General features: G+C 57.5%; 14 protein-coding genes. 5 read left to right on the forward strand and 9 right to left on the reverse strand.

Annotation, left to right across the window (positions count from 1 at the left end):
* The first annotated feature begins 793 nt into the window (after positions 1–793).
* The 4 genes from JQR90_RS01365 to fos all read left to right on the forward strand — a co-directional run bounded on the left by JQR90_RS01365 (position 794) and on the right by fos (position 4946).
* Positions 794–2521, forward strand: coding sequence for a methyl-accepting chemotaxis protein (locus JQR90_RS01365; protein WP_010796612.1), 1728 nt, complete (start codon positions 794–796; stop codon positions 2519–2521).
* An 8-nt stretch (positions 2522–2529) separates the two neighbouring features.
* Positions 2530–4014 carry a chemotaxis protein CheW gene (locus JQR90_RS01370; protein WP_177325219.1) on the forward strand — a complete coding sequence of 495 codons (1485 nt, stop codon included), beginning with the start codon at positions 2530–2532 and terminating at the stop codon, positions 4012–4014.
* A 61-nt stretch (positions 4015–4075) separates the two neighbouring features.
* Positions 4076–4537: a GNAT family N-acetyltransferase gene (locus JQR90_RS01375; protein ID WP_010796614.1), complete on the forward strand. Its 462-nt coding sequence runs from the start codon at positions 4076–4078 to the stop codon at positions 4535–4537.
* Between the two features lies 1 nt (position 4538).
* Complete coding sequence (gene fos / locus JQR90_RS01380; protein ID WP_010796615.1) at positions 4539–4946, forward strand: fosfomycin resistance glutathione transferase; 408 nt, start codon at positions 4539–4541, stop codon at positions 4944–4946.
* Positions 4947–5012: 66 nt separating this feature from the next.
* Here the strand turns inward: fos and JQR90_RS01385 are convergent, their stop codons facing one another.
* The 6 genes from JQR90_RS01385 to JQR90_RS01410 all read right to left on the reverse strand — a co-directional run bounded on the left by JQR90_RS01385 (position 5013) and on the right by JQR90_RS01410 (position 10668).
* The gene (locus JQR90_RS01385; RefSeq protein ID WP_434156952.1) at positions 5013–5150 is read right to left on the reverse strand and encodes a hypothetical protein; all 138 of its coding nucleotides are present in this window, start codon (positions 5148–5150) and stop codon (positions 5013–5015) included.
* A gap of 117 nt (positions 5151–5267) precedes the next feature.
* The gene (locus JQR90_RS01390; RefSeq protein ID WP_010796617.1) at positions 5268–5426 is read right to left on the reverse strand and encodes a hypothetical protein; all 159 of its coding nucleotides are present in this window, start codon (positions 5424–5426) and stop codon (positions 5268–5270) included.
* 187 nt (positions 5427–5613) lie between these two features.
* Complete coding sequence (locus JQR90_RS01395; RefSeq protein ID WP_010796618.1) at positions 5614–6891, reverse strand: hypothetical protein; 1278 nt, start codon at positions 6889–6891, stop codon at positions 5614–5616.
* Positions 6892–7015: 124 nt separating this feature from the next.
* Positions 7016–8440: a sugar porter family MFS transporter gene (locus tag JQR90_RS01400; protein WP_010796619.1), complete on the reverse strand. Its 1425-nt coding sequence runs from the start codon at positions 8438–8440 to the stop codon at positions 7016–7018.
* A gap of 435 nt (positions 8441–8875) precedes the next feature.
* A complete protein-coding gene (locus JQR90_RS01405; protein ID WP_010796620.1) occupies positions 8876–9883 on the reverse strand; it encodes an SDR family oxidoreductase in 1008 nt (335 codons plus the stop codon).
* Between the two features lie 323 nt (positions 9884–10206).
* Positions 10207–10668, reverse strand: a complete 462-nt coding sequence (locus JQR90_RS01410) for a hypothetical protein (RefSeq protein WP_010796621.1) — start codon at positions 10666–10668, stop codon at positions 10207–10209.
* Positions 10669–10931: 263 nt separating this feature from the next.
* On the opposite strand from JQR90_RS01410, the gene treS reads away from it, so the two are divergent.
* Positions 10932–13037, forward strand: coding sequence for a maltose alpha-D-glucosyltransferase (treS, locus tag JQR90_RS01415; protein WP_434140310.1), 2106 nt, complete (start codon positions 10932–10934; stop codon positions 13035–13037).
* A gap of 53 nt (positions 13038–13090) precedes the next feature.
* Here the strand turns inward: treS and JQR90_RS01420 are convergent, their stop codons facing one another.
* From JQR90_RS01420 to JQR90_RS01430, 3 genes are all read right to left on the reverse strand, one after another.
* Positions 13091–13432: an FKBP-type peptidyl-prolyl cis-trans isomerase gene (locus tag JQR90_RS01420; RefSeq protein ID WP_125888178.1), complete on the reverse strand. Its 342-nt coding sequence runs from the start codon at positions 13430–13432 to the stop codon at positions 13091–13093.
* Positions 13429–14622: a murein transglycosylase A gene (mltA, locus tag JQR90_RS01425; RefSeq protein WP_434140794.1), complete on the reverse strand. Its 1194-nt coding sequence runs from the start codon at positions 14620–14622 to the stop codon at positions 13429–13431. The genes JQR90_RS01420 and mltA overlap by 4 nt, the downstream gene beginning before the upstream one ends.
* A 188-nt stretch (positions 14623–14810) precedes the next feature.
* Complete coding sequence (locus JQR90_RS01430) at positions 14811–15353, reverse strand: hypothetical protein (RefSeq protein ID WP_139208661.1); 543 nt, start codon at positions 15351–15353, stop codon at positions 14811–14813.
* Positions 15354–15496: the final 143 nt, after the last annotated feature.

The following is a 15496-nucleotide window of genomic DNA, read 5'->3' on the forward strand; positions in this document are numbered from 1 at the left end:
AAAAAAGCCCGCTTTAAGGGCGGGCTTTTTTATTCGAAATCAATGGGATGCAGTCTTAATAAATGTGTAAGGTAAATTTGCTCTGCTTCAAGATAAGTTAAGCATTGGTTTGAATAATATATTCAACTAAATATTTAATGCATACATATTAAATATCACAGGTTAGAACTTAACCCGATTATGCTTTTCGGGATAGCGCTAAAAAGCCAATGTATAGCGTGAAACGGACATCTTGCGGCTTGATGTTTTCCAGACGCATATAACCGCCCTGCCAATGGCGTTTTGCCCCGGCGTTCAATGGGCGAGCGCAGGTCACTGTCCGGGCGGGGCGTAGGCATTATGGGGACGCATGAAGACCCACATCGGCTACGGCATTGCTCACGATAAGGTGTCGACAGGGATTGGTTCTGATCTGCGTGGTCGACCAATGCCACTATCGGCTCGAACGGCAAGGGCAGTGGCAGAAAATGTCTGGGTGGGCCTTGCCATCAGTTACCGATGCGCAATCGGCTATACGGACAACAGTCCAAGAGAAGCCAAGAGAAACTCCACGATTGAAGACGGGGCGGACTATAGGCCTGGAAAGGACCTACTCAGCCGCTTGGCTGGCTAACATATGGGCTTGTTCAGGTTTTATTCAGAGTCCTGGGTACGCTGTTGGACAAGGGGTAGTGACGGGGCGACAAAATAATAGGCGGTAGTATCAAGCCGGATCCGGCTCAGCCGATAGCATCGTTATCGCAAAAACCATAGGGCGGTTTTTTGCCCACGAATGCTACCGGAGAGAAATCCAATGAATGCCCCCCAAGACTTCAACGCTGACGCCCAGGCGGCGGAGTTCAATTCACTCTGGTCAGCGATTGATCGCTCCCAAGCCGTCATCGAGTTTAACCTTGATGGCACCATCCTGCGCGCCAACCAGAATTTCCTCGACGCCTTGGGGTATCGGCTTGAGGAGATCGCCGGGCAGCATCACCGGATCTTCTGCGATGCCGAATACGCCAGTAGCATGTCCTATCGCCAGTTCTGGGAAAAGCTTGGCCGCGGCGAGTTCGATGCAGGGCAGTACAAGCGCCTGGGTAAGGGCGGCCGGGAGGTTTGGATTCAGGCGACCTACAACCCGATTTTCAATGCCGAAGGCAAACCGTACAAGGTGGTCAAGTTCGCGTCCGATGTGACCGAGGCTGTATTACGCAGCACCGACCACCAGGGCAAGGTCAATGCTATCGAACGCGCCCAGGCGGTTATCGAGTTCGATCTGACCGGCCATGTGCTGCGGGCCAACGATAATTTCCTGTCTGTGCTGGGCTATAGCCTGGAAGAGATCAAGGGCAAGCATCACCGCATGTTCTGTGACGAAGAACATGCCAACTCCACTGCGTACCATCTGCTTTGGGAAAAGCTTGGCCGTGGTAAGTTCGACACAGGGGTCTACAAGCGCATCAGCAAGGAAGGGCGTGAAATCTGGATTCAAGCGACCTATAACCCGATCCTGGACGCCGAGGGCAAGCCTTACAAAATCGTGAAGTTCGCTACTGATATCACGGCCTTGCAGATCAAGAGTGCCGAGTATGAAGGCAAGATTGCGGCCATTGATCGTAGCCAGGCGGTCATCGAGTTCGATCTGCTGGGCAACATTCTCCATGCCAACCAGAACTTCCTGTCGACCCTGGGCTATCGCCTGGAAGAGATCGTCGGCAAGCACCACCGCATGTTCTGTGAGGAGCATTACGTCACTTCAACCGCGTATCGGGACTTCTGGCAGCGTCTGGGGCAGGGGCAGTTCTTCAGCGACCGTTACATGCGCCTGGGCAAGTTCGGACAGAAGATCTGGATCCAGGCGACTTATAACCCGATCTTCAATGCCGACGGCCAGCCATACAAAGTTATCAAGTTTGCGACAGACATTACCCAGCAGGTGGAAATGGAGCAGTTGGTCAAGGCCAAGACGCAAGCCATGAGCAGCTCCGTACAAAACCTGACGCAATCGATCAACCACATTGCCCAAAGCACCGGGGAGGCAAATGGGCTGGCGCGCATGACGCAGGAAGAGGCCGCCCAAGGCGCCGAGACGCTCAAGCGCTCCGTTGAAGCTATGGCCGTTATTGCCAAGTCTGCTGAGGACATCCAGGACATCATTCAGGTCATCAGCGACATCGCCAGCCAGACGAACATGCTGGCCTTCAACGCAGCCATCGAGGCGGCGCGGGCGGGCGAGCATGGCCTGGGCTTTTCGGTCGTGGCGGACGAGGTGCGCAAGCTGGCCGAGAAATCGTCCCAGGCGACCAAGGAGATCAACAAGCTGATTCAGGAGTCCTCCAAGCGCATCACGGTGGGTAATGAAATCTCTCGAAGCGTAGGCGAAGCCTTCGAGCGTATCGCCAAGGGTGTAGTGCGTACCACGCGCTCCATCGATGCCATCAACGCCTCGACGGGCGACCAGCTGACGACGGCAGGTGAAGTGAACGAGCTGATTCGTGACCTCAATAACGTCACGTCCGGTGTTGGACCGCGTGGATGACCGCCATCATGACTGGCAGCGCATATGGAGTAGTCCGTGTCGGTGGCATCGAGATCGCCATTCCGGCATCGGCCCTGCAACAGGTAGTGCGCTGGCCTGACCAGATACAGCCACGCCCTCCGGTAGCGTCTTACATGCGTGGTGTGTTCAGCCTGCGGGGCCGCGCGGTCCCGCTGGTGGACCTGCACGTGCTGCTCGGGCTCACACCGGCTGGGGAGGACGGAATGCCCAGCGAAGTGGCACTCCTGCATCATCAGGAAGGACGTTTTGGGATTGGGATTGACGCCGTGGCGGATGTCATCCACATCGATGAAAGGCAACTCAGCGAACTGGGCACCCACAAACGTGGACAGGGTTTGTTGCCGCGCCTTTTCATGGGCGGCAGCCAGGGCGAGCGCATCATCTACCTGCTTGATATCGAGGCGCTGGCGTCGCTGCCGGAGTTGTTCATGGCCTTCGATCATGCACAGGAGTTGCGTGAGCGCGGCCGTACGGCTCGCTTCAAGCTCAAGCATTACATACTGCTGGGCTGTGATGGTCGCCGGTTCTGCCTGGAGGCTACGGCAGTCAGTGAGCTGGTCGAACATCCCCGGATCGATACGACGTTCTTTCAGAGTGAGTATTGCCTGGGTGTCACGGAGCTGCGGGGTACCCCGATTCCAGTGCTCAATCTTTCCCGCATCCTAGGGCTTGAAGAGGTCCCCGGCGAGACCAAAAAACAGCTGCTGGTCATGACAGCCAACGGCCATGCTTTTGGTTTTGCCTTTACCGAACTTCTGGCCATGATGCGGCGCAACCCGGACGATCTTGTGCCTATGCCGCGTTTCGGCCTGCAGCACCCCGCCATGTTTTCCGGGGTCATGAGCGGCGAAGATGGCCATGATGCGTTGCTGCTCAACCATACGGCGCTGCTGCGTCGCAAGGATATCCAGGCGTTTTCCAAAATCTTTGAAAACGCCAAGGGCCGCAGCAGCGAGGCCTCCAGTATCGTGCCCAAGGCGCGATCCCGGCAGGCGTGTCTGGTATACGAGGCCGGTATCCAGTTTGCATCGCCGCTGCATCAGGTGGATGAGATTCTTCATATCCCCACGCAGTTCATGCGTCTCAAGCAAGCCCAAGGACATCTGATTGGGATGATCAACGTTCGCGGGCAACAGGTCTCGCTGATCTGCCTGAGCAGCCTGATCAATTCGTCGCCGCGTGAGGCAACCGAAAGCTCGCGTATTCTTTTAGTGACTGGCGAGGCAATGACCTTTGGCTTTGCGGTCTGCCAGATCGATGCGATCGAGACGTTCAACGATTTCGATCCCGGCATGCTCGAAAAGGGTTGGCAAACCCCGACAGGTGATTCCCTCTCCGTTGGGCAGCGGGCGCGAACGCTGGTAAGCATTGGCTCCGGCCTCAATCGCTGGCGCGCTACATTGCTGGACCTGAAAGCCGTGGCACGCGAACTGGAGGCAGAATTAGCTAGCCAGGAAATGCTGCCGGTATAGGACTGGTGCCTGAGAACAAGGTGATCGACAATGCGGCGATTACCTTGTCCGGGAGTTGCCCATGTCCATCCGCTGGATCGCCACACCGCAAACCGATCTCACCGTTCAGACCCTGTATGCCATTCTTGCGCTACGTACCGAGGTCTTCGTGGTAGAGCAGAAGTGTCCTTATCAGGAGGTGGACGGCCAGGACCTGACCGGCAATACCTATCACCTCATGGGCTGGGAAGGCGATACGCTGGCGGCTTATCTGCGAGTGCTGGATCCGGTACTGCATGACGGGCAAGTAGTGATTGGCCGCGTCGTAACCGCGCCCGCCGCACGGGGTCGCGGGCTGGGGCATGAGCTGATGAAGCAGGGCCTGACCTTTTGCGAGACGCACTGGGCCGGTCTTCCCATCTATTTATCTGCCCAGGCGCACCTGCAGGATTACTACGGCCGCTACGGCTTCGAGCCGGTTACAGACATCTACCTTGAAGATGACATCCCGCATATCGGGATGCGTCGTACGGCAACCTCCTGAGATGCTCACCGGCCTGAATCATCTCACCCTGGCCGTGAGCGACCTGGACCGCAGCGTTACCTTTTACCAGGCGCTGCTGGGTGGTCGGCTGGTTGCCCGATGGGCGCAAGGTGCTTATCTGGAGCTGGGATCGCTATGGTTGTGCCTTTCTCTGGACGCTATTGTGAAAGGACCGCGAGCAGACTACACGCACTATGCGTTTTCTATCTCCCAGCCTGACTTCGGGCCTTTCATGGATCGGCTCAAGACGCACGACGTTGACGTCTGGAAAGACAACCGCAGCGAGGGCGACTCGTTCTATTTTCTCGATCCGGATGGGCACAAGCTGGAGCTGCATGTCGGCACCCTGGCAACACGCCTGGCGCAGTGCCGTGTCAAACCCTATGCGGGAATGCAATTCTTCGATTAAAGCTCTATTGCTGCGCAAAGAGTATGAGATTCGCGCTCCCGGCAGGAGCGGCCCGGAAAGGGGGGCTTATTTAGCCGGAGGCTGTGCCTTATCCAGTGCAATGAGTTGCTGTTTCCCGTCCGCAATGATTTTATTGAATTCGGGCGCTATGTTCATCGTGCTGGCCTGGATAGCCTGCATGCTGTTTTGCATGGCAATGGGCATCTTGGTCACCACTGAGCGCCCTTCTTAAGACTGGTAGAACTTCATTTCGCGCTGGTTGAAGGACTTCTTATAGATGTCCGTCATCACAGGCTCCATGTTCTTCCATGACAGCGCCTTCTAGATAACGGCCAGGCTCTTGCGCTGCATATTGTCGACGATCTTCTGCTGTTCGGCAGTCAGCGTCTTGCCCGGCAGGCCTTGCTCAAGAACGGCCTTGAAATAACTGTTCATCTGGCTAATCGATGAGTCGATCAACTGTGAGGTATTGATCACCATCAGCAGCTCATGGACAGAGCTGTCGCTTGGCGCCGAGTCTGCCGCAAACGCATGTGCAGCTGAAAGCAGGACAAGGGCAGCGAGGGTCTTTTCATTTCAATTCCCTCTGTACGAGTTACGTCCTTATAGGACAGCAAGCGCGCGTCTCAACACGTCGTGCGCGTAACCATAACGTGCTTAAAACGATTTAAAAATCGAATCCGATCTGAGTCCGATTCGGTTCGGCCTTTCTATGGGGTTTGCGGTGGGGGGTAGTAACGTTGTTTTGGGCCTTGGGCGCCTTGAAGACAAGTGTGGTGAGGCGGATTGTTCGCATCGGGTCATCAGGCAGGCGGAGCGTTACCTCGCTACCGTGCTCAGGCTGCTCTTCCGGCGCCTCCTGGTAAGCGGGATGAGCACGGTTTTGTGCACGGACATCGTTGATCGTTCGGGTCAGCCGTTGACCTCTATAAAAAACCAGCAGGATAAGCCGAGCTTCCCGGCTCAACGGATGGGCCAGCAGGTAGTCAAGTTGCTCCCGATACGCCTCGGCACTCTTCCAAAACAGGCAGTCGGCCAGACAGGCGATCCGCTCCCGATGACGCAGGCCAAGTGCGCTATAGCCGACAGGCACAAAGGGCTCGATTGTTTCCGGGCGCTCGAACTGGCCGTTCAGTGCAATACCCAGGTAGTTTCTTAACGGCGCCTCATTCCATGTGGCGAACAGTGATGGACTGTAGGCCAGCAGCGTAATGGCGCTTTGCAAGGTTTCCACGATCTGCTCATGCTGATCACGGCTCAGCGCTGGCTCCGGCAAGTCGGGCCCATGGCCCATGCGAGGGAGCTCAGGAAACAGCTGCTCCTGTGAAACAGGCGTAAGCCGTGCCAGTGGACCGTCGGAGCGCTTGTGCAGTGGAATACCCAACGTTTGCGCCAGGGCCTGATGGGAGAGCAGCCGCGTGCGGCGGGTGTTGATGACCGTCTCCACGGTAGCCGACAGGCTGTCGTTGTAGGCATTCACTTCCTGTCGAATCCAGGCGAGCGCTTTTTCGATCTCGTTGACTTCACGGTCGATCAGCGCGCGTGCGGCCTGCTCCGCGCCGCGCTTGATCTCGAAGGTCAGAATCAGGGATTGCCCGCTGATCCGTACTGTACCTGACGTACCCGCCCAGGGACCGGCCTGTGCGCCAAACCACTCCGCGTCGCCATCGAAGGGTATATCGATATCGAGTCGATGGCTGGCCGCATTGCCCTCGAAATCCGCATGGTCATCGGTTTCAGCCTGCCACTCATGGCGACGCAGCGCCGGCGGCTCGATCCGATAGACCGCGATGAAGTAATCGATCAGCGCCTTTGGCGCCGTGTTGAGCAGGCGGTGTTCATCCAGCGCGGCCAATGCCTCGTCGAGGCGGCTCCGCTGGTTATCGAGTCGCTCCCTGGGGTCGAAAGTGGAAAACAGCTCGTCCTGCAACACGTGTGCACTCATTCGCCTGTCCCGGTGACTACTACCCGTCAACATCGTCTTTTATTGGAGCTGGAGAAGGCAAGGGAATATCCCGGACCGACCGTCAATAAAAGGGGCCATATAGGCCCCTTGCGAACCTTTCGTATCAGGCCTTCTTGAACTCCTCTTCAATGGCTTCCAGCGTCTTGTTCCGGGTCTCGGGTAAATAACGGACCACGAACGCAATGGCCAGCAGGCCGAACGCGAAGAACATGAAGAACGTCGTGGAGATACTGAACCACGCCACCAACTGCAGGAAGAAAAAGCCTACCAGGAATGTGGTCAGCCATAGCACGCCGCCGGTAAAGCCCAGGGCCAGGCCCCGGATACGCATGGGAAAGATCTCAGACAGCATCAACCAGGTCACTGGTGAGATGGCCCCTTGCTGGAAAGCCAGAAAGCTGACCGTAAGGCCCAGGATAATAAACGCGCGCTCCGTGCCTGGCGCCATGTTCATCGAGACCAGACCGATCAGCAGCAGACACGTAGTCGTGCCGATCAGGCCGGTGATCAGCATCGGCCGGCGGCCGACCCGGCCCAGTAGCCAGATGCCCAGAAAGGTAGCCAGTACGGAGATCACGCCATTGGCGATGTTGGCTGTGAGCGCAGCCTGCGTATCAAAGCCGGACTCCTTCAGGATCTGGGTGCCGTAATACATGATCGAGTTGACGCCGGTGATCTGCTGCACGACGGCGATACCTATACCAATCAGAAAGATCTTGCGAATCCAGGGCGTTTTCAGGTCTTCCCAACTACCCTCTTTGGCCTTGGAGTCCTCCTGCGCGGCTTGGCGTACTTCCTTGGCCTCCTTATGTGCCTGGTGCTCGGCGCGAACCTCTTTAAGCGTACGCAGCATTTCGCCGAAGCGGCCTTTGGACGCGAGCCAACGGGGACTTTCCGGCATGACCAGCATGCCTAGCCAGAGCACCACGGCTGGAAGCGTGGCAATGACCAGCATCCAGCGCCAGATATGGCTGCCCTCGAAGAAATGGGCGATCGCAGCGTTGCAGGTAAAGGCCAGTAACTGGCCCGACACGATCATCAGTTCATTGCGCGTCACCATCTGCCCGCGCTTGTGCGCAGGCGACATCTCCGCCAGGTAGACCGGAACGGTGACCGAGGCACCACCAACGGCAAGCCCCAGGATGAAGCGGGCCAGCACCATGATCTCGGCGTTGGGCGCAAGGGTGCTGCCCAATGTGCCAAGGATGAAAATGATCGACAGCAAGAGGATGATCTTGCGTCGGCCACGGGCGTCGGAGAGGCGGCCGCTGATAGCGGCACCGATGGCACCGCCAAAGACTAGGGAAGACGCCACCAGACTTTCAGAAAAAGGCGTGAGGCCAAAGTCTTCCTTGATGAAGGGAAGCGCGCCGTTGATGACGCCAGTATCATACCCAAACAGCAAGCCGCCAAAGGTTGAGATCGTGGTGATGATCTGCATCTTGCGCTTGTGGTTGGTAGGCGAGGAGTCTGTTGTCGAAGGCTCTGCATTTGCAGGCGAGGCGAGGGATGATGGGGTTTTTATCATAGATTTCTCTTTGCACGTTAAGCCGTGACGCTCATCCATCCCTGGTTGATCACGAGGCAGTCCAAGGTGCCTTGATACTGGGCGGGTCCGCTAAATGCACGTGCTTCGGCCGGGAGATTGATTGCCCGTGCGACGCTATCGATGCGTTTGGAACCCACGTTATCGAGCGTATGGGGCTCATAGGAATAGACTGACGTGCTTGGAGAGTGGTTTCAAAAAAAGCCACTGAGGAGTATCTGCATCACAGAATCCTGAGTGAAAGGCTGACGAATTCCCAGGCGGTGGGCGTCAGTGATGGCTGCCAGAACACGGCCTGAGGAAATCAATAGCCGGTAGGGTAAACATCGTCGAAAAGAGGCAATTACTTGATACCGAGTCGGTATCGGACCAGGCAGGTTAGCCAGGCGGCAAAACCGCCTGGCTGGCTTGACTCAGTTAAGGCTGACCATTTCCGCCGGAGGCGCCAAAGACTTGACCTGTGACATAGCTGGCCTCGGTGGAAGCCAACTGCACGTAAAGCGGTGCGATTTCCACAGGCTGGCCGGGACGCTTGAGCGGGGTGTCGCCTCCAAAGCTCTTGAGCTTTTCCATGGTCTGGCCACCGCAGACCTGCAAGGGTGTCCAGAACGGGCCGGGTGCTACGGCGTTGACGCGGATACCCTTGTCTGCCAGCTGTTTGGCCAATCCCTTGCTGAAGTTGGCAATGCCGGCCTTGGTCAACGCGTAATCGACCAGATTGGCCGAAGGATCGTAGGCATTGACCGATGATGTGTTGATGATCGAAGCGCCTTCCGGCAGATGCGGAATGGCAGCCTTGGTAATCCAGAACATGGCGTACAGATTGGTTTTGAGCGTCCAGTCGAACTGCTCATTGCTCAGGTCAAGAATCGAATCGTGGCTCTGCTGGCGCGCAGCATTGTTGACCAGGATATCCAGTCCACCCAGTTCCTTTACGGCGCGGTCCACCAGCTCGCGGCAGAATGCTTCGTCGCGAATGTCACCGGGAATGGCTACCGCCTTGCGGCCGGCCTGCTGGATCAGCTGAACCACTTCCTTTGCATCGGGTTCCTCATCCGGCAGGTAGTTGATGGCTACATCCGCGCCTTCGCGGGCAAAGGCGATGGCTGCGGCACGGCCGATACCCGAGTCGCCTCCGGTGATCAGGGCCTTGCGGCCGGCGAGGCGGTTATTGCCTTTGTAGCTTTCTTCACCGTGATCTGGCCGAGGCGTCATCTTGCTGGCCAGCCCTGGCCAGGGTTGGGTTTGCTCCTGAAACGGAGGGCGGGGATGGCCGCTCTTGGGATCGCTCAACGGGGCTGGGTCGGCTGCAGCCTTGCCATTGGCCGTCTGAGCAAAGGCGGGGGCCGCTGCGGCGGCGGCAATCGTGACAGCCGCACCTTGCATGAGTTTACGGCGGGACGTGGAGAGGTCGTTCGGATTCATGGCTGGCTCCTGAGAATGGGAATAAGCGGTGATCGAAACGGCAAGGCAGCAGCGCCCATCGGGGCATCTGCCGGGTAAGCACCTGATGCGATGCTTGAATCGTTGTGACCGGGATAGACGTACAGACCGTACGCATCGTTCCCCAACCAAGGCAATAATGGGCGAATGGTCTGTTAGGTAAGAGCCTGGAGCTAGAGCGGATGACAGTCGACGCGGACAGGGCAGGGGCTTTGCAGATAGGGCCCGTTCATGACTAAGGGCTGAACAACAGACAGGCAAACCTGCCTCGCGCCTGAAAGGCGCAAGCCAGGGTGCAGGGAGGCTTACAGCGTTGGGTCTACTTCACGTACCAGCACATAATGGCGACCGGTTTCGTCTTCACAGTAGTCGTACACATAGAACATCTCGACCACTCCGGCTCCTGGCATGGCAGCCACGAGGTCACCCGGCTCAGGTGTAAAAAAACCTGCCGTGCCCGGCTCGGCTTCGCTCTCGATGCGAGCAGTGGAAAACAATTCGGGGTCCATGTCGCCAAAAAAATCGTCGCGTGTTTCCTGGTCCCAGTCCTCGGGCACCTTGAATTCACCCGTAAACAGGATCTTGGCATCACCCAGGTCGTCAGCATCAACTTCCGGATTTTCGTCCGGGCGGTAGACCGTGCAGTCCAGAACGTTGCTGTCGCTCAGGATGGTTTCCCGTGCGGCAAGACGCTTTTTCGAGCCAAACGAATCTGCCGTATAGGATACGGAATCCGGGCCGTTGGTTATGCGATCGTTGGGACTCATAGCACTCTCCATGGTCATGGTTCTGCCTTCATAGCAGATAAGGCGAAAATTGCTGTGTTTTCCAGTCATTTTGGCGCTTTGTCATACGGCAGAACCATCTTTTTTGTGTAAGCGTCTGTCTTATGACTGCTTACGGGTGCGGTTTACGCCTGAGGGCTCTTCAATGACCGTTCAGGCACCGGAGCGGCGAGGGGCAATAAGGGTTGGGATACAAACGCGAACCGGCGCAGTCCAAGTTACAAATTCACTGTTCAGGGTCCGATATGACAGCGCCAGACACAGAAGAGCAGGTAAACGCGCCTGATCTAGAATACGTTCAATGGTTAGTCAACCAGTCGATGCTCTACAAGGCTCGTCAACGTGCCAAGGCGTATGGCGGTCAGGCGCGGCTCTGGATGCATCCCTATGCTGAAACGCGTCCGCGTCGGGCCACGGCCATTGCCTCCGTCTGGTTCACGGCCTACCCCAGCTCAGTGATCACCGGATCAGGCGATTCCGTCATCAAGACACTGGGGAGCGCTCCGCTATGGAATGCGTTGTCTTCCATTGGCGTGCAGGCGATCCATACGGGGCCGACCAAGCTGTCCGGCGGGCTCAAGGGACGGGAGATTACGCCTACCATCGACGGCAACTTCGACCGGATCAGTCTCGACATCGACCCGCTCTACGGAACGGAAGAAGAGTTCATCGCCCTGAGCCGAATGGCCTCTGCCCACAACGCGGTAGTTGTGGACGACATCATCCCGGCTCACACTGGCAAGGGCGCCGATTTTCGGCTCGCCGAATTGGGCTATGAAGATTATCCGGGCCTTTACCATATGGTGGAGATCAAGCCGGAGGACTGGGAATTGCTGCCGGAGGTGCCGGAAGGACGCGATGCAGTCAACCTGTCGCCCGAGGTCGTCGATGCCCTGAAAGAGAAGTGCTATATCGTCGGCCAGCTCCAGCGCGTCATCTTTTTCGAGCCGGGTGTGAAAGAGACTGACTGGAGTGCCACACCGGTCGTTACCGGTGTGGATGGCAAGAACCGGCGCTGGGTATACCTGCATTACTTCAAGGAAGGTCAACCTTCCCTGAACTGGCTCGACCCCAGTTTCGCTGCACAGCAACTGATCATTGGCGATGCACTGCATTCGCTGGATGTGCTTGGTGCACGCGGGTTGCGTCTGGATGCCAACGGCTTCTTGGGTGTTGAACGGCGCGCCAACGACAAAGCCTGGTCTGAAGGGCATCCCTTGTCCATCGTCGGCAACCAACTGATTGGCGGCATGGTGCGCAAGGCCGGCGGCTTTAGCTTTCAGGAGCTGAACCTGACCGTGGATGATATCGCGGCCATGGGCCAGGGCGGGGCAGATCTCTCTTACGACTTCATCACCCGTCCGGCCTACCATCACGCCGTGCTAACGGGCGATACCGAATTCCTGCGCCTGATGCTGCGTACCATGCATCAATTCAACATCGACCCGGCGTCGCTTATCCATGCCCTGCAAAACCACGATGAGCTGACCCTGGAGCTGGTGCACTTCTGGACCCTGCATGCCGACACTAATTTCGTCTACCAGGGCCAGACCTGGCGCGGCAGCATCTTGCGCGAGCATATTCGTGAGGTCATGTACGAGCGTCTTAGCGGTGAGCATGCGCCCTACAACCTGCGGTTTGTCACCAACGGCGTAGCCTGCACCACGGCGAGCGTGATTGCCGCAGCCCTGGGCATTCGTGAACTGGACAGCATGACCGACGAGGACAAGGAACGGGTCAAGCGGGTCCATCTGCTCCTTGCCATGTATAACGCCTTGCAACCTGGCGTATTCGCCCTGTCCGGGTGGGATCTGGTAGGGGCGTTGCCCTTGCCGTTCGGTCTGGTGGAAGACCGCATGCGCGATGGCGATACACGATGGATTCAGCGCGGTGCCTATGATCTGGCAGACGCCAATAACGAGGCGACCCATTCCGGCGAAGGTCTGCCCAAGGCCGTCAACCTTTATGGCAGCCTGACCGAGCAGCTGGCCGACCCGGACTCCTTTGCCAACAAGCTCAAGCGCATCCTCTCGGTACGCCAGGCCTATGGCATTGCGTCCAGCCACCAGATTGCGGTGCCGGATGTCACCTCGCCGGGGCTTCTGATCATGGTGCACGAGCTGCCCGCCGGGCGTGGCACCCAGATTACCGCGCTAAACTTTGGCGCCACCTCGATCCAGGAAACCATCACCCTGACCAACGTTACGCCGGGGCCGGTCGTGGATATGATCAACGAGACGGTTGAAGGTGATCTCACCGACAACGGCGAGCTGACGATCAATCTGGAAGGGTATGAGGGGCTGAGCCTGCGGATCGTAGGTGCCCTGCCCAACACGCCGTTCGACGTGTAAAGGCTGAAAAGGGCTGCGAGGCAAAATGTATTTGCTCGCAGCCCTTTATAGATTCAATCGTCCCGGGTGAGGACTTCCAGCAGCTCGATCTCGAAGATCAGGTTCGAGTTCGGTTTGATATGCGCGCCAATCTGGCGCTCACCATAGGCCAGGTGCGCCGGCACGAAAAGCCTGCGTTTGCCGCCCACCTTCATCCCCATTAACCCGATATCCCAACCCTTGATGACTCGGCCCGTGCCGATGACGCACTGGAACGGCCGACCCTTTTCGTATGAAGAGTCGAATACGGTGCCATCTTCCAGAGTGCCTCGGTACTGGGTCGTGATCAGGGCACCTTTGACAGCTTCCTTGCCTTCGCCCAGTTGGATATCTTCAATTGTCAGTTCGTCGCTCATGGGGTGTTCTCTGTGTTCGTTGGATTCTGCGGCTTTTCAGGCGTAACCGCAGGTTTGGGCGCTGCGTCCGGCAGGGGAGCGCCTTTTGGCCAGAGCATCCAGATCCGGCCGTCCTGCTTCATATGGCCGGCCAGCTCGCCGGCATCATCACCTGTGCCCCAGAAAAGATCGGCACGGACCTCTCCCGTAATGGCGCCACCGGTATCCTGTGCGGCTACCGGGCGAATCACGGGGCTGCCATCCGGGCGGGTAGTGGACAGCCAGAGCAGGCTGCCCAGCGGAATCACCTTGCGATCAATGGCCACGCTGTAGCCAGGCGTCAATGGAACGTTCAACGAGCCGCGGGGTGCTTCGTTGCTGTCCGGGCGTTGGCTGAAAAACACATAGCTCGGGTTACTGCCCAAGAGCTCCGGCACACGATCCGGGTTGGCCGTGGCCCACTCGCGAATCTTGCTCATGCTGACCTCTTCCTTTTGCAGCAGCCCCTGTTCCACCAGCCAGCGGCCGATAGGCTTGTAGGGATATCCGTTCTGATTTGCGTATCCGATACGCAGCTGTCGACCATCTTCCAGTTCAACACGGCCCGAGCCCTGGATCTGTAAGAATTGCAGGTCCATCGGATCACGCAGCCAGGCCAGTACAGGGGCATCTACACCCTGCTGCATGATGGTGGCGGCGTCGTCATAGGGTTTGAGCGTCTGGCCTTCGAGTCGGCCTCGCAGACGTTTCCCCTTGAGTTCAGGGTAAATGCTGGCCAGATCGACGGTAATCAGGTCGGTAGGTGTGCCATAGACCGGCACGGGATGGGCCTCATCCTGCACGAGGCTGCCGTGGTAGACCGGCTCGTAATAGCCCGTAATAAGGCCATGCTCGCCCTTCAGAGAGCGCAGGCTGTAGACCTGTAGCTGGCTTTTGAGAAAGTCCCGTACGGCGCGTGGATCATACGGGACCTGCGCGGCTGCCTGACATGGTCCACTCCAAGCCTCGTTGTTCTTGAGCTTCTCGCAGCCTGCCAGCCAAGCCTTGAAGCCTGCCATAAGGTCGGCGTCACTGGTGACAGGAAGATCCTCCCAGCGGACAGGAGTGTAGGTGGCAACTTCCGGCGGTTTGGGCGGCGGCTTTTGCTTGAACTTGGAGCCGTCGTCACAACCGGCCAGCAAGGCTAATAGAGATACGGCGGCACAGGCCATGAGCCGCCAGGGGTAACGATAGGCAAGCACGTCAACTGTTCTTGTCGATGAGTGAGCCGGTAGCTTGGTGAAATCAGGCCGTGACGTCAAATGCCGATCCTGACTTTCCCACCTGCTGAATCATGTTGCAAAACAGTCAGGTAGGCCTGCCGAGGCTGGTTGAATTATAACCAACTCTATACGGAAGATCATGGCGTTACAGTGCTTGGAATGCGTTCCAGCGGCATGCGCTGATGTTCTTTCCAGACGCCATTTTCCAAGGCGATACGGCCGGTGACATCCAGTGTCGGACAGCAGGACGCATCGGCTGCCTTGAAGGTGAGTCCCTGATACCAGAGGTCATCGTTTCGGATAAAAAGGCTACTGATGTGCTTGGGAAGTTCTGTTGAGCTCTGCTTGGGCATCGAGTAATCGGCATCGATGAAATAGTCGCCGCCCGGGCTCTGGCGCAGGATGGCCATGAGCGGCCGAGTGGCGGTAGGTGTGCCGCTGCAGCCGACATCCAGCTCGTACACCGCCAGGAAAACCGATTTTCCCTCCAGCTGGTAAGGGATGATATTGCGTGGGTCCATCGAGAAGGAGCAGCCCAGCGACTTGCCGAACTGTTCAACGATAGGCGGCAACTTGGTTGAGATCTCGGCCCGCTTGGGTTCCGAGGCCTGCGCGATGTAATCGGCCAGGTCAACTTTGATATCTGCCAGACAGCTCAGGGGTAAAAGTGACAAAGCCATCCAAAAGGCCTTAAAACGCATTAGGCTTCCTCTCCGTGGAACAGAACGCAAGGATCATTTCAGTTGGTCGATATTGACGCGCATAAAGGGCATCGGTTCGCCGGTTGTACAACTATTGTTCAATTGATCGGCAGATTCGCCTT

The sequence above is a fragment of the Pseudomonas sp. JZ114 genome (assembly GCF_051027705.1).
Taxonomy (GTDB): Bacteria; Pseudomonadota; Gammaproteobacteria; order Pseudomonadales; family Pseudomonadaceae; genus Chryseomonas; species Chryseomonas luteola.

Coding starts and splice junctions, on each gene's coding strand:
- treS (WP_434140310.1), top strand. CDS start 10,932: ATGACAGCGCCAGACACAGAAGAGCAGGTAAACGCGCCTGATCTAGAA.
- JQR90_RS01395 (WP_010796618.1), bottom strand. CDS start 6,891: ATGAGTGCACACGTGTTGCAGGACGAGCTGTTTTCCACTTTCGACCCC.
- JQR90_RS01430 (WP_139208661.1), bottom strand. CDS start 15,353: ATGGCTTTGTCACTTTTACCCCTGAGCTGTCTGGCAGATATCAAAGTT.
- JQR90_RS01420 (WP_125888178.1), bottom strand. CDS start 13,432: ATGAGCGACGAACTGACAATTGAAGATATCCAACTGGGCGAAGGCAAG.
- JQR90_RS01385 (WP_434156952.1), bottom strand. CDS start 5,150: ATGCCCATTGCCATGCAAAACAGCATGCAGGCTATCCAGGCCAGCACG.
- JQR90_RS01390 (WP_010796617.1), bottom strand. CDS start 5,426: ATGGTGATCAATACCTCACAGTTGATCGACTCATCGATTAGCCAGATG.
- JQR90_RS01400 (WP_010796619.1), bottom strand. CDS start 8,440: ATGATAAAAACCCCATCATCCCTCGCCTCGCCTGCAAATGCAGAGCCT.
- JQR90_RS01365 (WP_010796612.1), top strand. CDS start 794: ATGAATGCCCCCCAAGACTTCAACGCTGACGCCCAGGCGGCGGAGTTC.
- fos (WP_010796615.1), top strand. CDS start 4,539: ATGCTCACCGGCCTGAATCATCTCACCCTGGCCGTGAGCGACCTGGAC.
- JQR90_RS01375 (WP_010796614.1), top strand. CDS start 4,076: ATGTCCATCCGCTGGATCGCCACACCGCAAACCGATCTCACCGTTCAG.
- JQR90_RS01370 (WP_177325219.1), top strand. CDS start 2,530: ATGACTGGCAGCGCATATGGAGTAGTCCGTGTCGGTGGCATCGAGATC.
- JQR90_RS01405 (WP_010796620.1), bottom strand. CDS start 9,883: ATGAATCCGAACGACCTCTCCACGTCCCGCCGTAAACTCATGCAAGGT.
- JQR90_RS01410 (WP_010796621.1), bottom strand. CDS start 10,668: ATGAGTCCCAACGATCGCATAACCAACGGCCCGGATTCCGTATCCTAT.
- mltA (WP_434140794.1), bottom strand. CDS start 14,622: ATGGCCTGTGCCGCCGTATCTCTATTAGCCTTGCTGGCCGGTTGTGAC.